This is a genomic window from Nocardia takedensis NBRC 100417, assembly GCF_000308695.1.
Taxonomy (GTDB): Bacteria; Actinomycetota; Actinomycetes; order Mycobacteriales; family Mycobacteriaceae; genus Nocardia; species Nocardia takedensis.
In genome coordinates, this window is record NZ_BAGG01000003.1 from 35,893 (window position 1) to 53,209 (window position 17,317).

Below are 17,317 nucleotides of genomic sequence, written 5' to 3' on the forward strand. Positions count from 1 at the left end.
TTCAGCGGTTCGTCACATCTCGTCGTAGTCGAGCAGGCCGTTCTCCAGGACATGCTGTCGGAACCCGCCCGCCGAGAACGGCAGGAAGTATTCGCCTTCGACGCTGTCGGGAAAATAGACCGGTCGTTCGCCCGCCAGAAAGCGGAGGACGCCCAGCCAACCTTGCACCGAGAAATGCCGAAGTGGCCCGGTGTCGAACACCAGGGCGCCGGCCGGGACCGTCACGAAACGAACTTCCAGATCTCATCGGGTCGTCGCCCGCGAATCGGCGGTAGATCGTTGTCGTCGAACGTGCCTTGGAGCAGGTCCAGGGCACGTTCGCGGCTGATCCGCTCGTCACGCACGAGTCCGACGACCGCGAGCGCGAACGGTCGCGGAACAGTCGTTCCGGCCATCTCCTCGAGGGGAACGTTCAGATTCAATTCGACGATGTCCGTCTGCGTCGTACGGTAATCGCGGATCGCGACCACCGTCTCACCGTCGGCCACACCCAGCTCTTTCAAGCGTCTGGCGAGCGTGGCCATGTCGACCCGGAATCTACTCGCCAATTGCACTGCCGCGCCGCGCTCTCCGGAGGAAGCGGCCAGCGTCCGCCACTGCTCGCTGACCGCCGCGTCCGGTAACAAGAGCGCCCGAGCGAATCGATCGATGCGGGATTTTATCGGGTCGGCGCTGTCGGAATGTGCGTAAACCCGCCAGTCGACGGTGTAGTCTTCGGCGATCAGATAGTGCCCGAGCTCGTGTGCCAGCGACAGCCGTCTGCTTCCGACTTTCATGTGACTGTTGACCAGGCTGACTCCACCACGACGCAACAGAATCGTCCCGGCGTCGGCGGTGTCCTTGCCGATGTCGCGGGAGAAAGCGAGAAGTCCTAGTCGTGCGACACCATCCACGAGTCGGTGAATGGGTTCTCCTGGGTCGAACCCCATCAAACGGCGGGTCGCGCACGCGAGACTCTCGGCCGCGGCATTGGTTCCGGGCGCACTGATCTGTGCGTCGGCGACCGCGTCGAGACCGTCCAAGCGCAGCCCGTTCCTACCGAACGAAGCCAGGAACTCCACCTCACCCGCCAGCTTCGCCAACAGCGAATCGATCTGCGACTCCGCGGTATCCAGTCCTTCACTCGACCGATGCGAGACCAATGCCGGAGTCGGCTCTTCGAAGAACGTCGTCATCCGCACGCCGATCGCGTCGGCGATATCGGACAACTCCAGCGCCGTGACCTTGCGAATGCCGCCCTCGATCTTGTTCACGACGGTCCGCTCCAACCCCACCGCCCGCCCGAGATCCTCCTGGCTGATATCCGCACGCTTACGCGCGTCCCTGATCCGCTCGCCGAGCATCCGTGCGTCGATCTCCGCCATATGTGCGATTCTCGCACATTTCGCACGCACGACGCACCAACTACGCCGGTACTGCGCACTCGCTGAGCCCGCCTACCAGGGCGTGGGCCGTGACATGAAGAACGGGCGTCCAGGGACAGCTCAAAGCGGTCCTCAACTGTGACGCTTCACCTCGATGGAACCGGCGTGTCGATGGACCGGCCGAACAGATCAGGGATGAGCGGAGCGCGGATGGTCGAGCAGGGCTTGCCACGCTGCCGACCACGGGAACCGATCGGCGTAGTCTCCGCCGCTCCTGGGTTCGTGAGGCGTGTCTTCGGTCAGCATGGTCACACCCCACTGCGAGAGCTTGTGAATCGCGTCCTGCACTGGTGGAAAACTGATCAAGGCTCGATTGGTGAAAGGGACCGCCACGATGGGCAGACCCAGACCGACAGCCTCGACCAGTAAGCCGAGCGGCAAGGTGTCGGAGATGCCCGCCGCCCATTTCGCGAGAGAGTTGGAGGTGATCGGTGCGACGATGATCCCCTGAGCGGGCGGAAGCACATCCGGGGCGTCCGGGTGCTTGTACTCGCTGCGCACTGGGTGGCCAGTCTTCACGGCAAGCGCATCGGCGTCGACGAACCGACGACCGTTGGGTGACGCGATCACGCACACGTCCCAACCATCAGCTTGCGCCAAATCCACCAGTTTCCCAACACTTTCAGCGACCCGTGCGCCGGTCACGATCGCATACAGGACGGGCGCTCTGTTGTTCATTCTCGGGAGCCTAACCGTGGATCAGGGGGTGATTCCGACCCGCCGCGCGAAGGAGTGCTTCGGTGTCCGACGCGAAAGAGGCCCTGACCAGCCATACTGGTCAGGGCCTCTTTCTGTGTCTCAACCAACACGTCGGGGTGACAGGATTTGAACCTGCGACCTCTTCGTCCCGAACGAAGCGCGCTACCAAGCTGCGCCACACCCCGTGAAGTGAACGTGCAAAAGCTTACAACAGGGTGGGGCTGGACGTTAAATTGGCAGGTCAGTCATGGTTGGTGGGGGCGGATGCTGGTGAAGATGCGGCGCGCGGTGTCGGGGTCGACGGCGTTGGGGACGCCGGTGTCGGCGGCGATCACCATGACGAAGTTCCCCGAGTCGGTGGGGGTGGCGTAGGTGTAGATGGAGTAGCGGGTGGCGCAGCCCGGTCGGGGATCGACGATGGTGCCGGTGGTTTCCACGAATACGCCGCGCTGGTTGCCGTCGAGGGAATCGAGGGGTTGGGGTGGGCCCGGGGTGCCGCCGCCGGGGGAGTTGGAGTACGCGACCTTGGCGATTCGGAGGCCGAGTTGTGTTGCGGCGGTGGCGGAATCGGCGGCATCGGCACCCGTGAGGAAGGACACGGTGCGGGTGGAGCCGGGGCAGTAGTCCTCGCCTTCCGTCGCGTAGCCCTTGCCGCGCACCGCGTTCGGCGGGGTGCCGAAGCCGCCGGATCGCATCGGATCGGCCACCACCCAGTCGGCGGGCACGTCGTAGGCGGCCTCGCTGTCGGGCGCGACCACGACCTGATAACCGGGCACCACCGGGGTCTCGGTGCTCACGACGCGCGGCGCCTTCGGCGCGAGCGGACGCTCGGACACCGACAGCGCGCTCACCATCGACGGGTCCGAATCGTGGGCGGCGGCGTCGGCTCCGCGCTCACCGCCGACCGCGATCACCGCACCGGTCACCAGGACGCACGCCGCCACACCCGCACCCAACCACACCTTCGCGTTGCCACCCCGCGGCGCGAGCGACGGCCCGAAAGCCGGGGCGCTCGACTGCGGCGAGAAAGGTCCCGCACCGAACGGCCGGCCCAGCGGTCCCGCACCGGATGTCTGCTGCTGTGGAGCGGCGAATATCGGGTGCTGCGGCGATGAGGGGACCGAAGACCGCGCCGGTGTCGGGGACATCGAGGAGAAGTGCGGTGGTGGCAGCACCGGAGATCGCCGGGCTGCCTCCGGCGCTGGGTACCGCGGTGTCGCACCGACGGTCGGTTGCCGCGGTGGTGGGAACGAGGCAGGGGCTTGCTGTCGCGCGAAGGACGCGTCCGGCGGGGGCAGCGGGGTGGACGTCTCGGGGGGAGGCGCTGTGATGGACGCTTCGTACGGAGGCGGTGTGGAGGACGCTTCGGGCGGACGCGGCGTGAAAGACGTCTCGAGTGGAGGCGACGACGCCTCGGACCCCCCGTCAAGGGGTCTTTCGACAGGACTCCCCGAATCGGACATCGCGAACGGCGCGTCCCCCGAGAACTCCGGGACCGCCGAATCCGGCTCACCTGTCGCCCGCGCGGTATCACCGAACGCCGGAGCATCCGGGGCGGAACCGACGGGCACCGGCCCGCCGAACACCCCGACACCCCCCGGAGTTTCCCCGGCGCTCATCGCACCTCTCCGCGACGAATGGGCTCCGTTCTCGCGCAGAACGAATCCGGCCCACTGTGCACACCCATGCTGTCGTTCCCCTCCGACACATCACGATCCAGGTCGTCAGACCTCGGCAGGCGACCCTACCGGGTGACTGACCCCACGCTTCCACGGGCACCGGGCACGCCGAACCCCCACCCCCGGAAGACAGTTCAGCGCGCGACGGCCTCCGACGTCGACACCCCGTGACCCGTATCGGCCTCCGGGCGCTTCGGCGGAGCGGCCACCAGCGTCAACAGCGTCGCCTCCGGGCGGCAGCAGAACCGGTACGGTGCCCACGGCGAGGTGCCGAGTCCGGCCGACACGTGCAACCGGGTGTGCTCGCCCCACCGGGACGGGCCCTTCACCCGTGACTTGTCGATCCCGCAATTGGTCACCAGCGCACCGTAACCCGGCACCACCAGTTGACCGCCGTGTGTGTGTCCGGCCATCACCAAGTCGTAGCCGTCCTCGGCGAACCGATCCAGCACGCGCGGCTCCGGCGAATGCGTCAGGCCGATCCGCAACTCCGCCAACGGGTTCGGCGCGCCCGCGATCGTGTCGTAGCGATCGCGCTGCAAATGCGGATCGTCCACGCCCGCCGTCGCGATCCTGATCCCGGCCACTTCCAGATCCCGACGCACATGCGTCAGGTCCAGCCAGCCGCGCTCGGTGAACGCCGCCCGCAGATCCTTCCACGGCAGCGGCGCGCCGTACACGCGGCGGTGATCCTTCTTGAAGTACTTCGCCGGGTTCTTCGGCACCGGCGCGAAATAGTCGTTGGAGCCGAACACGAACAGGCCCGGCCGCGACAGCAACCCGCCCAGCGCCTGCACCACGGCGGGCACCGACTTCATGTGCGAGAGGTTGTCGCCGGTGTTGACCACCAGATCCGGTTCCAGCCGATCCAACTCGCGCAACCACTGCTGCTTCAACTTCTGCCCCGGCATCATGTGCAGGTCGCTGATGTGCAGCACACGGAGATTCGCCGAACCGGGACGCAGGACCGGCATCGTCGCCTCACGCAGCACGAACGCGTTCCGTTCGATCAACGAGGCGTAGCCGACTCCGGCCACCGCGGCTCCGGCGGCTCCCAGCGCGGTACGGCGGACGACGGCGGTCGAGATTACGGGCATTTGCCCAGCATAGGTGAGATACCAGATCCGGGGGGTGTTGGATTGTGGATGGATACGTGTGGGGTGCCCGGACATTGGCGGGGCTGCGGGGGCGGGTGAGGTGACGTACGGGTGGCGCGTCGCGCGCTCGGCGCGAGTGACCAGCGACAAATGTGTGGGATGTCCGACAGCGGATTGGCTACGGTTTCCCTATGTCGGAACTCAAAGCGAAGTTGCGGACGGATATGACCGCCGCGATGAAGAGCAAGGACACCTTGCGGCTCGCGACCTTGCGGATGCTGCTGGCCGCGATCCAGACCGCGGAGGTCGCGGGCACGCAGGCGCGTGAACTCTCCGACGCCGAGGTGGTCTCCGTATTGCAGAAGGAGGCCAAGAAGCGCAGCGAGTCGGCGGAGGTCTACACGCAGGCGGGGCGCGGGGAACTGGCGGCCAACGAGCACGCCGAGGCGCGCATCATCGACGAGTACCTGCCGACCCAGTTGACCGACGCCGAGGTGGCCGATGTGGCCGACACCGCCATCGCGCAGGTCGCCGAGGAGATCGGCGAGCGGCCGGGGATGCGGCAGATGGGTCAGGTGATGAAGATCGCCACCGGGCTCGCCGAGGGCAAGGCCGACGGGTCGCGGTTGTCCGCGGCGGTCAAGGCCCGGCTCTGAGAAGGTCCGGGAAACGAGAGAACCGCCGATCCGGATTCAACCGGGTCGGCGGTTCTTCGTTCAGGGGGCTAGCGCGGCCACCAGGGCGGTAGCGGCAAGCCCGGCGGGAGCGCGGGCGCGGGCGGCAGTCCGGGCGCCGGAGCCGCCGGGGTGGGCGCGGCGCGCTGGGTGCCGTCGCTGATGTAGATCGTCACCACCGAACCCGGGATGGCCGAACCGTTCGGCGCGGAACTCATCACATTGCCCTTGGGCAGCGGTCCGGTGCCGTTGACGGCCTGCACCTGGAATCCGGCGGCGACCAGGGCCGTGGTGGCCTCGCCCTGACCCATGCCGGTCACGTCGGGAACCTGGGCCTGGTTGGAGCCGCGCACGTACTTGTCGTCCAGCGGGGGCAGGACCGGCGGCGGATACTTCTCGACCACCGGTTTGATCGCGTTGAACCAGGTGCGGGCGGGTTCGTTGCCGCCGAACAGGTCACCGCTGCCGCAACTGCGCAGCGGGAACGAGCAGATCTCGCCCGGGGTGGGGCTGTCGCCGTAGACGTAGGCGGCGCCCGCCAGCGAGTTGGTGAACCCGAGGAAGGCCGAGGAGCGGTGGCTCTCGGTGGTGCCGGTCTTGCCGGCCAGCGGCCAGTTCCATCCGGTCGCCTTGGCGGCGCCCGCGGCGGTGCCGGAGGTGTCGTCCTTGCTCATCGCGTTGGCGAGGGTGTTGGCCAGACCGGGTTCGACGACCTGCTCGCACGCCTGCTGGGTGAGCGGCACCGCCTTGCCGTACCGGTCGATGACTTCCTTGACCGGCGTCGGCGGGCACCAGCGCCCGCCGGAGGCGAGGGTGGCGGCGACGTTCGACAGTTCGAGCGGGTTGATCGCGACCGGGCCGAGGGTGAACGAACCGAGGTTCTGTTCCTTGATCATGTCGGCGAGGCTCTGGTTGCCGTGGCCGGAGGTGCCCGCCTCGGTGTAGGAGCGCATGCCCAGGCGGACCGCCATGTCGACGGTCGGGGTGACGCCGACGGCCTGGATGAGTTTGACGAACGCGGTGTTCGGCGAGGTGGCCAGCGCCTCGGTCACCGACATCGGCGACTTGTACTTGCCCGCGTTCTCCACGCAGTAGGTGGCGGGCGGGCAGCCGCGCGCGCCGCCGTTGCCGAGGCCCTTGGCGTCGAAGCGGCCGGGCACGTCGAGTTCGGCGTTGATGCCCATGCCCTTCTCCATCGCGGCGGCGGTGGTGAAGACCTTGAAGATCGAGCCCGCGCCGTCGCCGACCATCGAGTACGGCTGCGGCTGGACCGTCTCGTTGACCTCGCGGTTGAGGCCGTAGTTGCGGCTGCTGGCCATCGCGACCAGCGGATGCGAGTCGGCGCCCGGCGCGATGATCGACATCACCTGGGCGATGTCGTCGAGGTTCGGGTTCGCGGCCTCCGACAGCGAGCGCTTCACCGAATCCTGCACGGCCGGGTCGAGGGTGGTCTTGATCAGGTAGCCGCCCTTGTCGATCTGTTCGCGGCTGATCCCGGCGTTGGCGAGGTACTGCAACGCGTAGTCACAGAAGAAGCCGCGGTCGTTGGCGGCGATGCAGCCGCGCGGCAGACCCTTGGGCTCGGGCAGCACGCCCAGCGGCTCGGCCTTGGCCCTGCGGAACTCCTCGGCGCGCGCGGGGATGTTCTGGATCATCGTGTCGAGCACGGTGTTGCGGCGGGCCAGCACGCCGTCGACGTTGGTGTAGGGGTTCAGCTTGGAGCTGGACTGCACCATGCCCGCCAGCATCGCCGACTGCGGGACGTTGAGGTCGGCGGCGTCGACGCCGAAGTAGGTCTGCGCGGCGTCCTGAATGCCGTAGGAGGAGTTGCCGAAGGGCACCAGGTTCAGATACCTGGTGAGGATCTCCTCTTTGGTGAGTTCGCGGTCCAGGGTGAGCGCCATCCTGATCTCGCGGATCTTGCGGGCCGGTGTGGTCTCGATGGCGGCGCGGCGCTCGGCGTCGGTCTTGGCGACGACGAGCAGTTGGAAGTTCTTGACGTACTGCTGGTCCAGGGTGGACGCGCCCTGCTGCACCTCACCACTGGTGGTGTTGGTGAGGAACGCGCGCATCGTGCCCTGCCAGTCCACGCCCTCGTGCTCGGCGAAGCGCTTGTCCTCGATGGAGACGATCGCGAGCTTCATGTTGTTGGAGATCTTGTCGCTCGGCACTTCGAACCGGCGTTGTTCGTACAGCCAGGCGATCGGCGCACCGGTGGCGTCGACCATGGTCGACACCGCGGGCACCGTGCCCTCGACCAGTTCCGCGGAGACGTTGTCCACGGCGTCGGCCGCACGGTTGGACACGAACCCGAAACCACCTGCGAGCGGAAACAACAGACCGGCGACGAGCACCGAGGCCAACACGCAGCTGCCTGCCAGCTTCGCGAGCGTATGTGTGATCGGCACGGTTCTCAGAGTAGTGGGTGCCCTGGTTCCTGTTCGCACGAGTGTTTGCCGACGGTGGTGAGCGATCCGGGCATAGCGGCGGCGTATGGGCGTGTCGCGCGAATGAATGTGGCGTGTCGCGACACAGGGCGCGGCATGTCGTGGCGACCGCCCGGTTCTCCGAGGATGTCGCAGGGACGGACGTACCAATAAATCTCGAGACGGTCTTGCGCAGAGCCCATACCTTTACCTAGATTGAGAACCCAGTGTGATAGAGCTAACACTCAAAGTGGAATGTGGTGCAGAGCGCAGCGGGGTTCGGGTTGCTGCGATTCTGTTACGCGATTCTGGAGCGCCGTTGACCCGGTGTTCGGACTGCAAAGGGGCACACCAAATGCATACGACAACCCCCATCGCTCGATTGGACGTAGAGCAGGCAGAAGCGCGAATCGCCTGGGTAGCCCAGGCCCGATGCAAGGAAGTGGATCCCGATCAGCTGTTCGTCCGCGGCGCGGCCCAGCGCAAGGCGGCGACGATTTGCAGGCACTGCCCGGTGCTCATGCAGTGCGGCGCCGACGCCCTCGACAACCGCGTCGAGTTCGGCGTGTGGGGCGGCATGACCGAGAGACAGCGTCGTGCCCTGCTCAAACAGCATCCCGAGGTCACCTCGTGGGCCGACTTCTTCCAGGCGCAGCGCCAGCACCAGATCGCGATGTGAGTCGTCGTAGACCTTGCCGAGCCCGCCGACGCGGGCTCGGTGTCGTTTGAAGCGGCGATAGCCAAAGCAACTGATCGGTAGCATTCCGGCCACGCGACGGTCTCGACTCGACCCGGTCCCGTTCAGCGGATTCCGGACACGTCCGGGCACTCCGGTTCGGATCACCGGACGCACTCGGTCGGCTGCCGTCAGGCCCGTTCGACGCTCGCCGCACGCCGGATTCGGCGGACGGCATCAGGCCGGTTCAGCGGACGACATCAGGCCGGTTCGGCGGACGACATCAGGCCGGTTCGGCCGCGGCGGCACCGGTCAGTTGATCGCCCACCGCCCGCAGCGCCGCCAGATCCGACACCTCGAACGGCAACGCCGTCACGGTGGCGATCCGGACCCGGGGATGCGCGCCGGTGAAACGGTGCAGCAGGTGCTGTTCGCGCTTGGCGGTACCGATGCGCTGGGCGTGGATGCGCAGCGCCGCCGCCGTCACCGGATCGGTCTCGGCGATCTGCTCGGCCGCGGACAGGGCCCGCTCGCCCGACAGCACGCTCAGCGCGGGGTGGGTGCGGTTGAGCACCAGTCCGGCCAGCGGCATGTTCTCGGTGGAGAGGCGGTCGACGAAGAACGACGCCTCGCGCAGCGCGTCCGGTTCGGGCGCGGCGATCACCAGGAAATGGGTGCCGGGCTTGGACAGCATCGCGAAAGTGCGTTCCGCGCGGTCCTGGAAGCCGCCGAACAGCGATTCCAGCGACTGGAGGAACGTCGAGGCGTCCTTGAGCAACTGCCCGCCCACGATCGTGGACACCCCGCGCATGGCCAGGCTCATCGCGCCGGTGACGAAACGGCCCACCCCGCGGCCGGGCGCCATGATCAGGCGGATCATCTTGCCGTTGAGGAAGGTGCCCAGCCGTTTGGGCGCGTCCAGGAAGTCCAGCGCGTTGCGCGAGGGCGGGGTGTCGACCACGACCAGGTCCCAGTCGCCGCGGCCCACCAGTTGCCCCAGCTTCTCCATCGCCATGTACTCCTGCGTCCCGCCGAAGGAGGAGGCGACCGTCTGGTAGATCGGGTTGGCGAAGATCTGCTCGGCCTTGTCCCCGCTGGTGTGCTCGAGCACCATCTCGTCGAAGGTGCGGCGCATGTTCAGCATCATCGCGTGCAGTTCGCCGGGGACCTCGGGACCGAGTTCGACCCGCTGCGGGCTGTTGTCCAGATCGGCGACCCCGAGCGACTGGGCGAGCCTGCGCGCCGGGTCGATGGTGAGCACCACGACCTTGCGTCCGCGTTCGGCCGCCCGCAGCGCGATCGCCGCCGCGGTGGTGGTCTTGCCGACGCCGCCGGAACCGCAGCACACCACCACGCGGGCGGTGCGGTCGTCGATGATGCGCGCGATGTCGAGTTCGGCCGCGCCTGCGGGGAGGGTCATCAGCGGACTCCCTGTGTGCTGAGAACTTCGGCCAACTCGTACAGTCCGCCCAGGTCGATACCGTCGGGCAGGGCGGGCAGGTACAGCTGGGGCACATCGACGCGGCGCAGTTCCTCGGCGCTGGCGTCCTGGGCGCGCAGGATGGCCGCGTGTTCGACGGTCTCGGTCACCAACCCGTCGAAGTCGGCGTCGGACAATTCGATTCCGGCGGCGGCAAGGCCGGTGCGCAGCGCGTCGCGGTCGAGGTCGCCCTCGGCGGCGCTGCCGCGGACGTCGGTGGGCAGGAAACCCTCGCTCGCGCGATTCACGATCACGGTGCCGATCCGCAGGTCGTTGGCGGTGAGTTCGGCGACGGCGTCGGCGGTTTCCTGCACGGGTAGCGCCTCGAGCAGGGTGACCAGGTGGATGAGGGTCTGGTCGGAGTGCAGCAGTTTGGCGACGCCGTCGGCCTGGCCCGCGATCGGGCCGCCCTTGGCGATCTCGCCCATGGCCTGGGTGACGTCGAGGAAGCCCGCGATGCGCCCGGTCGGCGGGGCGTCGACCACGACTTCGTCGTAGATCCGCGCGCCTGCCTTGTCGGTGCGGACCACGCACTCCTTGATCTTTCCGGTCACGATGACATCGCGCAGACCGGGGGCGATGGTGGTGACGAATTCGATCGCGCCCATCCGGCGCATGGCCCGGCCCGCGAAGCCCAGGTTGTAGAACATGTCCAGGTATTCCAGGAACGCGTGCTCGATGTCGAGTGCCAGCGCGACCACTTCGCCGCCGCCGTCGGCGGTGGCGATGCGGGTCTCGGTGGGCGGCAGCGGCGGCAGGTCGAACAGTTGGGCGATCGACTGCCTGCTCTCGACCTCGACCAACAGCACGCGGCGTCCGCCCGCGGCCAACGCCAGGGCCAGTGCCGCGGCGACCGTGGACTTGCCCGTCCCGCCTTTACCCGACACGAAATGCAGGCGAGCCTGTTCGGCGCGCTCGGGCCAGCCCGTCTCCGGCCCCGGCTCCGGCTCCGCCGAAATGGGCACTGCTGTTGGTACTCCCACGGTCGCGAGCCTATAGCGCGTTCGGACTCGCCGTCCGAGGGATACGGTCAGCCGTCGTATTTCGGGGATTCGGGTATCGGACAGCACCCGCGAAACGTCGATGTCGCAGGCACTACTCTCACGGGTATGAGTGATGTGACCCTGTGGGAGTACGCGACCGTGCCGCTGCTGACGCACGCGACCAAGCAGATCCTCGACCAGTGGGGAGCCGACGGCTGGGAACTGGTGACGGTGCTGCCCGGCCCGACCGGCGAACAGCATGTCGCCTACCTGAAGCGTCCGAGGCAGTAACCGTGCCCGTCGACGCCGCGACCCCGTGGCGGGAGAACCTGGCCGCGCTCGGGTTGGACCTGCCGCCGGTGGCCGCTCCGGTGGCCGCCTACATCCCGGCGATTCGCACCGGGTCGCTGGTCTACACCTCGGGCCAGATCCCGATCGTGGACGGCGCGTTGCCCTTCGTCGGGAAGGCGGGGGAGGAGATCAGCCTGGAGCAGGCCACAGAGGCCGCGCGGATCTGCGCGCTCAACGCCTTGGCGGCCGTGCACGACCTGGTCGGACTCGATGAAGTCGTGCGCATCGTCAAGGTCGTCGGATTCGTCGCCTCGGCACCGGGTTTCACGGATCAGCCGCTGGTGGTCAACGGCGCTTCGAACCTGTTCGGCGAGGTCTTCGGTCCGGCGGGCGTGCACGCGCGCTCGGCGGTCGGCGTCTCCGAACTGCCCAAGAACGTCCCCGTCGAAGTCGAACTCATCGCCGAGGTGCGCTAGACACGGTGGTGGACAACGTTTCCCGACCGATTGGGTGATCCGATGACGCTGACGCATCCCGCCTACGGACAGCTACGCCGGGTCACACCGACCGCGGCGGTCCTGCTGGCCGACAATCCGGGGCACATGACCTTGGACGGGACGAACACCTGGCTGCTGGCCGCGCCGGGGGCCTCCGAGTACGTGGTGGTCGATCCGGGGCCGGAGGACGCCGCGCACAGCGAGGCCATCGCGCGGGCCACCGGCGGTCGGGTGGCGCTGACTCTGATCACCCACCGTCATCCTGATCACACCGGCGGCATCGACCGTCTGGTGGAGCTGACCGGTACACCGGTGCGCGCCGCGGAGTCGGCGCATCAGCGCGGGGCGGCGGACATGTTGTCCGACGGCGAGGTGGTGCAGGCCGCCGGTCTGTCGATCCGGGTGCTGGCGACTCCCGGGCACACGGGGGATTCGCTGAGTTTCGTCCTGGACGACGCCGTGCTGACGGGGGACACCATCCTCGGCAGCGGCACCACCGTGCTCGACACCACCGACGGCACCCTGGCCGACTACCTCGCCTCCTTGGACGCCTTGATCGAGGCGGGCGCGGGCAAGGCGCTGCTGCCCGCGCACGGCCCCGATCATCCCGATCTGGAACCGGTGGCCCGCTACTACGTCGCACACCGGCGGCAACGCCTCGAGCAGGTGCGCGCGGCCGTGGCGGAACTCGGGCCGGACCCGGAGGCGATGGACGTCGTGCGGATCGTCTACGCCGACGTCGACCAGAGACTGTGGCTCGCGGCGCGCAGTTCGGTGCAGGCCCAACTGGACTATCTGCGCACCCACGGCTGACCGGTCGGCGCCGCGCGCCTCCGCTCGAGGTCGGTGTCCGGCACGCGCCGGCCGTGAGCAGCGAACGGAGGCGCGGCGGTCCCCCAGCGTGCGAGAACCCGCCCGATCAGTGGAGCGCTGCTCGGGCGGGTTCGTCGATGTCTCGGTCTAGCGTGCGCGCCGGGCGAGCCGCTCGGAGTCGGAGATCAGCACGCTCTTGCCCTCGAGCCGGAGCCAGCCGCGGTGCGCGAAGTCGGCCAGCGCCTTATTGACGGTCTCGCGAGAGGCACCGACGAGCTGGGCGATCTCTTCCTGGGTGAGGTCGTGGGTGACGCGCAGCGCGCCGGCTTCCTGGGTGCCGAAACGTTGGGCCAGTTGCAGCAGCGCCTTGGCGACCCGGCCGGGGACGTCGGTGAAGATGAGGTCGGCCAGGTTGTTGTTGGTCCGCCGTAAACGACGGGCCAAGACCCGCAGCAGCTGCTCGGCGATCTCGGGCCGCTGGTCGATCCAGGATTTGAGAGCGTCACGGTCCATGGTGACGGCGCGGACCTCGGTGACCGTGGTGGCGGTCGAGGTGCGCGGGCCCGGGTCGAAGATCGACAGCTCGCCGAACATGTCCGACGGACCCATGATGGTCAGCAGATTCTCCCGGCCGTCGGGGGAGCGGCGGCCGATCTTCACCTTGCCGGTGGTGATGATATAGAGCCGATCGCCCGGCTCGCCCTCGTTGAAGATGACGTGGCCGCGTGGGAAATCCACGGGTTGCAGTTGTTTGGCGAGTGCCGCGACCGCGGTGGGCTCAACGCCTTGGAAGATGCCTGCTCTGGCGAGGGCCTCGTCCACGAATGTGCTCCTTAGGGAAATGGCTTGTCCTGGACCGAAGCGATTCGGCCAACAGCGCAGTCTACGCGGACTTGTGATCACGCAGTGACAGACACCACGTAACGAGTGTATTGCGTGGCGCGCCGTTGTGCGCAGGCGGACGGGTGAGGTCGGTGGGGTATGGCGCTGCTCCGGTGGCGGCGCGGTGCTCAGCTGGCCCGCGCGACGTCCAGGTCCTCACCCCTCGAGCGGCGCTTGCGCACCTTGGCGACGGCGGCGGGCAGGCCGAGTCGGGTCAGCTCCTTCACCTCGGCATTGCTGGCGTTGTCCAGGTACTGCTGAACCTCGGGCTCGGGTTCGAGAAGCTTGCGGAGCCGATTCTCGACCCGCTCCATGAGCAGAGCGAACAGCATCAACACCACTGGGAACAGCACCACAGCGAGTCCTTGCATACCAGGGAGTAAACACTGTCGAGGTCTCAGATGGAACACGGCAGTCGATCTGGCCGGTCGGGGGCCGCGCGCGGTTCCGTATGGTGGACGGGTGCGTGCCACCTCCTCCACCCCCGCCGTCGGTGGGCAGGCTCCGGTCACCGATTCCGCCGAACCGACCCGGGGCGACGCTCCGGCACGCAAGCGCAGAACCCGGTCCCGACAAGCGGAAACCCAACTCGGCTTGGTGCGCAGGGCCCGTCGGATGAACCGCACCCTGGCGCGCGCCTTTCCCGGCGCGCACTGCGAGCTGGACTTCACCACGCCGCTCGAATTGGCCGTGGCGACAATACTTTCGGCGCAGTGCACCGACGAGCGGGTGAATCTGACCACACCCGCGCTGTTCGCCCGCTACCCCGACGCGCGCGCGTATGCCGAGGCCAACCGGGCCGAACTGGAGGAATTCATCCGCCCCACGGGGTTCTTCCGCAACAAGACGAACTCGCTCATCGGACTGGGGCAGGCCCTGCTCGAACATCATCATGGTGAATTGCCTCACACCATGGAGGAATTGGTGAAGCTGCCCGGCATCGGGCGCAAGACTGCCAACGTCATCCTCGGCAACGCCTTCGACGTTCCCGGCATCACCGTCGACACCCACTTCGGTCGCCTCGTGCGCCGCTGGCAGTGGACCGCAGAGGAGGACCCGGTCAAGGTCGAGCACATCGTCGGCGCACTCGTCGAGCGCAAGGAGTGGACGCTGCTGTCCCATCGCGTGATCTTCCACGGCAGACGGGTGTGCCATGCCCGCAAACCCGCCTGTGGAGTCTGCGTCCTCGCCGAGGACTGCCCGTCGTTCGGCATCGGTCCCACCGATCCCGAGGCGGCGGCCGCGCTGGTGAAGGGACCCGAACGCGAGCATCTGCTCGGAATGCTCGGCCGGTGACGCGAATTCCCGTGCCCGCGCGGTTGGCGCTGGCCGGATTGGTCACGGTGGTCGCGCTCGCCGTCGCGCTGTGGCCGCGCGACTCCGACGAACCCGCCCTCGCCCGCCCCACGCCCGCCGTCGCCGAGAGCGCGCGCGCCGAAGCCGCTCTCGCCCCTTGCCCCCGGCCCGCCCCGGGCGTGGTCGGTGCGGGACCGCTGGCCGGGATCGCCACGCTGTGCCTGTCCGACGGGCGACCCGTCGACCTCGCGGCCGCGCTCGCGGGTCGCCCCGCCCTGCTGAATCTGTGGGCCTACTGGTGCGGTCCGTGCGCGCAGGAGTTGCCTTATCTGAGCCAGTACGCGCAGCGCGCGGGTGACGCGATTACCGTGCTGACTGTGCACAGCGATCCCGACGAGGCCAAGGCGCTGTCCCGGCTGGCCGGGCTCGGCGTGCGACTGCCCGGCGTCCTGGACCCCGACGCCGCGATCCGCACCGCGGTCGGCGCGCCGGCGGTGTTGCCGATCTCGGTGCTGCTGCGCCCCGACGGCTCGGTCGCCGAGGTCGTGGTACGCGCGTTCACCGGCGTCGACGACATCGCCGACACGGTGTCCGCGCGCCTGGGAGTGGCCGCATGACGGAAACGGCACGAGGGGGGCCCTTGACCACACCGAATCCCGCCGCCGCCCCGCCCTGGCTGCGGCGCGCTGTCGACTCCGACGCCGTCGACACCACCGACACGCTGTCGCTGGCCCGGGCACTGCGCCGGTCGATGACGATCACCGGCGAACCGCGCCAGGCCGCTGTCCTGGTTCTGTTCGGCGGATCGCCCGAGGCCGATCCGTCCACACTCGGCGGTCTGCCCGCCGACGCGGACGTGCTGCTGACCCAACGCGCTTCCACCATGCGCCAGCACCGCGGTCAGGTCGCCTTCCCGGGCGGCGGTGTCGAGGCGGGCGACACCGGCCCGATCGACACCGCGCTGCGCGAGGCCGTCGAGGAGACGGGCCTGGACCGCTCCGGCGTCGAACCGCTGATGGTGATGCCGAAACTGTTCGTGCCGCCGTCACGTTTCGACGTCACCCCGGTGCTGTCCTACTGGCGCACCCCCAGCGAGGTGCGGGTGGTCGACCGCGGCGAGACCGACCGCGTCGTGCGCGTGCCGGTGGCCGCGCTGCTCGAACCCGCCAACCGTTTCCTGGTGCGCGGGTCCATGGGCTACAAGAGTCCGGCCTTCCTGGTCGACGGACTGCTCGTGTGGGGGCTGACCGGCGGCATCCTGGCGGGCATCTTCGGCTCGGCGGGCTGGGAGCGCGACTGGGACCGGGACGACGTCCGCGATCTGGAACAGACGCTCGCGGCCGCGGGAATGTCGTTATGAGCTCATCGACCGCGCTCGACATCGTGGTCCTGTTGCTCGCCCTGCTCGCCGCTTCGTCCGGGTGGCGTCAGGGCGCGGTGGCCTCCGCGCTGGCCTTCCTCGGCGTCGTGCTCGGCGCGGTCGCGGGCATCCTGATCGCGCCGCACCTGCTGGTGCACGTGGACGCGGGCCGCAAACGCGTGCTGACGGGCGTCCTGCTGATCGTGCTGCTGGTGATCGTCGGCGAGGTCGCGGGCATGGTGCTGGGTCGCGCGGCGCGCGGCGGCATGCGTCATCCGATCACCCGCAGCGTGGACAGCGTGGTCGGCGCGGGGTTGCAGGCCGTCGCGGTCCTGGTGACGGCGTGGCTGCTGGCCCTGCCGCTGGCCACCTCCTCCCAGCCCTCGATCGCGACCGCGATCAACGGTTCGAAGGTGCTCACCGACGTCAACGCGGTGGCGCCGGACTGGCTGCGCAAGGTCCCCAACGAGTTCTCCAAACTGCTCAACACCTCGGGCCTGCCGGATGTCATCGGACCGTTCGGTCGCGCGCCGATCGCCGCGGTCGATCCGCCGGATCCGAGTGTGCTCGCCAGTCCGGTCGCGGCCTCGCTGCAACAGAGCGTGCTGCGCATCCGCGGCGTCGCGCCGAGTTGCCAGCGCGCGCTGGAGGGTTCGGGATTCGTGATCGCGCCGCAGCGGGTGATGACCAACGCGCACGTCGTCGCGGGCACCACCAGCGTCGCGGTGGACACCGCGCGCGGACCGCTCGAGGCCACGGTGGTGCTGTTCGACCCGTCCAAGGACGTCGCGGTGCTCGCGGTTCCCGGCCTGACCTCGCCGGTCGTACCGCAGGCGCCGGAGCCCGCCCGTTCGGGGGAGAGCGCGATCGTGCTCGGATATCCCGGCGGCGGGCCCTACACGGCCAGCGCGGCGCGGGTCCGGGAGACCCTCGACCTGACCGGACCGACCATCTACCGCAACGGCACCGTCGAACGCGAGGTGTACACCGTGCGCGGTCTGGTGCGGGCGGGCAACTCCGGCGGTCCGTTGGTCGACACC

The 17,317-nt window shown here is 68.5% G+C and carries 19 protein-coding genes and 1 tRNA gene; 9 read left to right on the forward strand and 11 right to left on the reverse strand.

What is annotated here, in order from left to right:
* Positions 1-12: 12 nt before the first annotated feature.
* From ON30_RS01410 to ON30_RS01435, 6 genes are all read right to left on the reverse strand, one after another.
* Complete coding sequence (locus ON30_RS01410) at positions 13-225, reverse strand: hypothetical protein (protein ID WP_040703531.1); 213 nt, start codon at positions 223-225, stop codon at positions 13-15.
* On the reverse strand, positions 222-1,364 hold the full coding sequence (locus tag ON30_RS01415; RefSeq protein WP_083911075.1) for a helix-turn-helix domain-containing protein: 1,143 nt from the start codon (positions 1,362-1,364) through the stop codon (positions 222-224). The genes ON30_RS01410 and ON30_RS01415 overlap by 4 nt, the downstream gene beginning before the upstream one ends.
* Positions 1,365-1,553: 189 nt before the next feature.
* Positions 1,554-2,102, reverse strand: coding sequence for a flavoprotein (locus ON30_RS01420; RefSeq protein WP_040703533.1), 549 nt, complete (start codon positions 2,100-2,102; stop codon positions 1,554-1,556).
* A 132-nt stretch (positions 2,103-2,234) separates the two neighbouring features.
* Positions 2,235-2,308, reverse strand: a tRNA-Pro gene (locus ON30_RS01425).
* A 60-nt stretch (positions 2,309-2,368) separates the two neighbouring features.
* Positions 2,369-3,079 carry a DUF8017 domain-containing protein gene (locus tag ON30_RS01430; RefSeq protein ID WP_157183573.1) on the reverse strand — a complete coding sequence of 237 codons (711 nt, stop codon included), beginning with the start codon at positions 3,077-3,079 and terminating at the stop codon, positions 2,369-2,371.
* A gap of 857 nt (positions 3,080-3,936) precedes the next feature.
* Positions 3,937-4,899 carry a metallophosphoesterase gene (locus tag ON30_RS01435; protein WP_040703536.1) on the reverse strand — a complete coding sequence of 321 codons (963 nt, stop codon included), beginning with the start codon at positions 4,897-4,899 and terminating at the stop codon, positions 3,937-3,939.
* Between the two features lie 191 nt (positions 4,900-5,090).
* Here ON30_RS01435 and ON30_RS01440 point away from each other — a divergent pair, with 191 nt between their 5' ends.
* Positions 5,091-5,555 carry a GatB/YqeY domain-containing protein gene (locus tag ON30_RS01440; RefSeq protein ID WP_040703537.1) on the forward strand — a complete coding sequence of 155 codons (465 nt, stop codon included), beginning with the start codon at positions 5,091-5,093 and terminating at the stop codon, positions 5,553-5,555.
* A gap of 68 nt (positions 5,556-5,623) precedes the next feature.
* Here ON30_RS01440 and ON30_RS01445 read toward each other — a convergent pair whose 3' ends face one another.
* Complete coding sequence (locus ON30_RS01445) at positions 5,624-7,981, reverse strand: penicillin-binding protein (RefSeq protein WP_040703539.1); 2,358 nt, start codon at positions 7,979-7,981, stop codon at positions 5,624-5,626.
* Between the two features lie 373 nt (positions 7,982-8,354).
* On the opposite strand from ON30_RS01445, the gene ON30_RS01450 reads away from it, so the two are divergent.
* The gene (locus ON30_RS01450; protein WP_040703540.1) at positions 8,355-8,678 is read left to right on the forward strand and encodes a WhiB family transcriptional regulator; all 324 of its coding nucleotides are present in this window, start codon (positions 8,355-8,357) and stop codon (positions 8,676-8,678) included.
* A gap of 280 nt (positions 8,679-8,958) precedes the next feature.
* Here ON30_RS01450 and bagB read toward each other — a convergent pair whose 3' ends face one another.
* On the reverse strand, positions 8,959-10,095 hold the full coding sequence (gene bagB, locus ON30_RS01455; RefSeq protein ID WP_040703543.1) for an ATPase BagB: 1,137 nt from the start codon (positions 10,093-10,095) through the stop codon (positions 8,959-8,961).
* Positions 10,095-11,114, reverse strand: coding sequence for an ATPase BagA (gene bagA, locus ON30_RS01460; RefSeq protein ID WP_373282471.1), 1,020 nt, complete (start codon positions 11,112-11,114; stop codon positions 10,095-10,097). Before bagA ends, bagB begins: the two co-directional genes overlap by 1 nt.
* A gap of 150 nt (positions 11,115-11,264) precedes the next feature.
* On the opposite strand from bagA, the gene sp36 reads away from it, so the two are divergent.
* The 3 genes from sp36 to ON30_RS01470 are packed head-to-tail and all read left to right on the forward strand — an operon-like array spanning position 11,265 to position 12,739.
* The gene (gene sp36 / locus ON30_RS38305; RefSeq protein WP_085999251.1) at positions 11,265-11,429 is read left to right on the forward strand and encodes a Sp36 family protein; all 165 of its coding nucleotides are present in this window, start codon (positions 11,265-11,267) and stop codon (positions 11,427-11,429) included.
* 2 nt (positions 11,430-11,431) lie between these two features.
* Positions 11,432-11,905, forward strand: coding sequence for a RidA family protein (locus tag ON30_RS01465; protein ID WP_051028811.1), 474 nt, complete (start codon positions 11,432-11,434; stop codon positions 11,903-11,905).
* Between the two features lie 42 nt (positions 11,906-11,947).
* A complete protein-coding gene (locus ON30_RS01470) occupies positions 11,948-12,739 on the forward strand; it encodes an MBL fold metallo-hydrolase (protein ID WP_040703545.1) in 792 nt (263 codons plus the stop codon).
* A 147-nt stretch (positions 12,740-12,886) separates the two neighbouring features.
* On the opposite strand, the gene ON30_RS01475 is transcribed toward ON30_RS01470, so the two are convergent.
* Both ON30_RS01475 and ON30_RS01480 read right to left on the reverse strand, forming a co-directional pair.
* A complete protein-coding gene (locus ON30_RS01475; RefSeq protein WP_040703546.1) occupies positions 12,887-13,561 on the reverse strand; it encodes a Crp/Fnr family transcriptional regulator in 675 nt (224 codons plus the stop codon).
* 188 nt (positions 13,562-13,749) lie between these two features.
* The gene (locus tag ON30_RS01480) at positions 13,750-13,977 is read right to left on the reverse strand and encodes a hypothetical protein (RefSeq protein WP_083911079.1); all 228 of its coding nucleotides are present in this window, start codon (positions 13,975-13,977) and stop codon (positions 13,750-13,752) included.
* 238 nt (positions 13,978-14,215) lie between these two features.
* Here ON30_RS01480 and nth point away from each other — a divergent pair, with 238 nt between their 5' ends.
* From nth to ON30_RS01500, 4 genes are all read left to right on the forward strand, one after another.
* Positions 14,216-14,917, forward strand: a complete 702-nt coding sequence (nth, locus tag ON30_RS01485) for an endonuclease III (RefSeq protein WP_051028814.1) — start codon at positions 14,216-14,218, stop codon at positions 14,915-14,917.
* On the forward strand, positions 14,914-15,534 hold the full coding sequence (locus ON30_RS01490) for a TlpA family protein disulfide reductase (protein WP_040703550.1): 621 nt from the start codon (positions 14,914-14,916) through the stop codon (positions 15,532-15,534). Before nth ends, ON30_RS01490 begins: the two co-directional genes overlap by 4 nt.
* A 23-nt stretch (positions 15,535-15,557) precedes the next feature.
* Positions 15,558-16,277 (forward strand): NUDIX hydrolase, encoded by a 720-nt coding sequence (locus tag ON30_RS01495; protein ID WP_040703551.1) that lies wholly within the window; start codon positions 15,558-15,560, stop codon positions 16,275-16,277.
* Positions 16,274-17,317, forward strand: a 1,044-nt coding sequence (locus ON30_RS01500; protein ID WP_040703552.1) for a MarP family serine protease, incomplete at its 3' end; no start/stop codon positions are given. The genes ON30_RS01495 and ON30_RS01500, both read left to right, overlap by 4 nt.

Coding starts and splice junctions, on each gene's coding strand:
- ON30_RS01470 (WP_040703545.1), top strand. CDS start 11,948: ATGACGCTGACGCATCCCGCCTACGGACAGCTACGCCGGGTCACACCG.
- ON30_RS01435 (WP_040703536.1), bottom strand. CDS start 4,899: ATGCCCGTAATCTCGACCGCCGTCGTCCGCCGTACCGCGCTGGGAGCC.
- ON30_RS01420 (WP_040703533.1), bottom strand. CDS start 2,102: ATGAACAACAGAGCGCCCGTCCTGTATGCGATCGTGACCGGCGCACGG.
- bagB (WP_040703543.1), bottom strand. CDS start 10,095: ATGACCCTCCCCGCAGGCGCGGCCGAACTCGACATCGCGCGCATCATC.
- ON30_RS01440 (WP_040703537.1), top strand. CDS start 5,091: ATGTCGGAACTCAAAGCGAAGTTGCGGACGGATATGACCGCCGCGATG.
- ON30_RS01415 (WP_083911075.1), bottom strand. CDS start 1,364: ATGGCGGAGATCGACGCACGGATGCTCGGCGAGCGGATCAGGGACGCG.
- sp36 (WP_085999251.1), top strand. CDS start 11,265: ATGAGTGATGTGACCCTGTGGGAGTACGCGACCGTGCCGCTGCTGACG.
- ON30_RS01450 (WP_040703540.1), top strand. CDS start 8,355: ATGCATACGACAACCCCCATCGCTCGATTGGACGTAGAGCAGGCAGAA.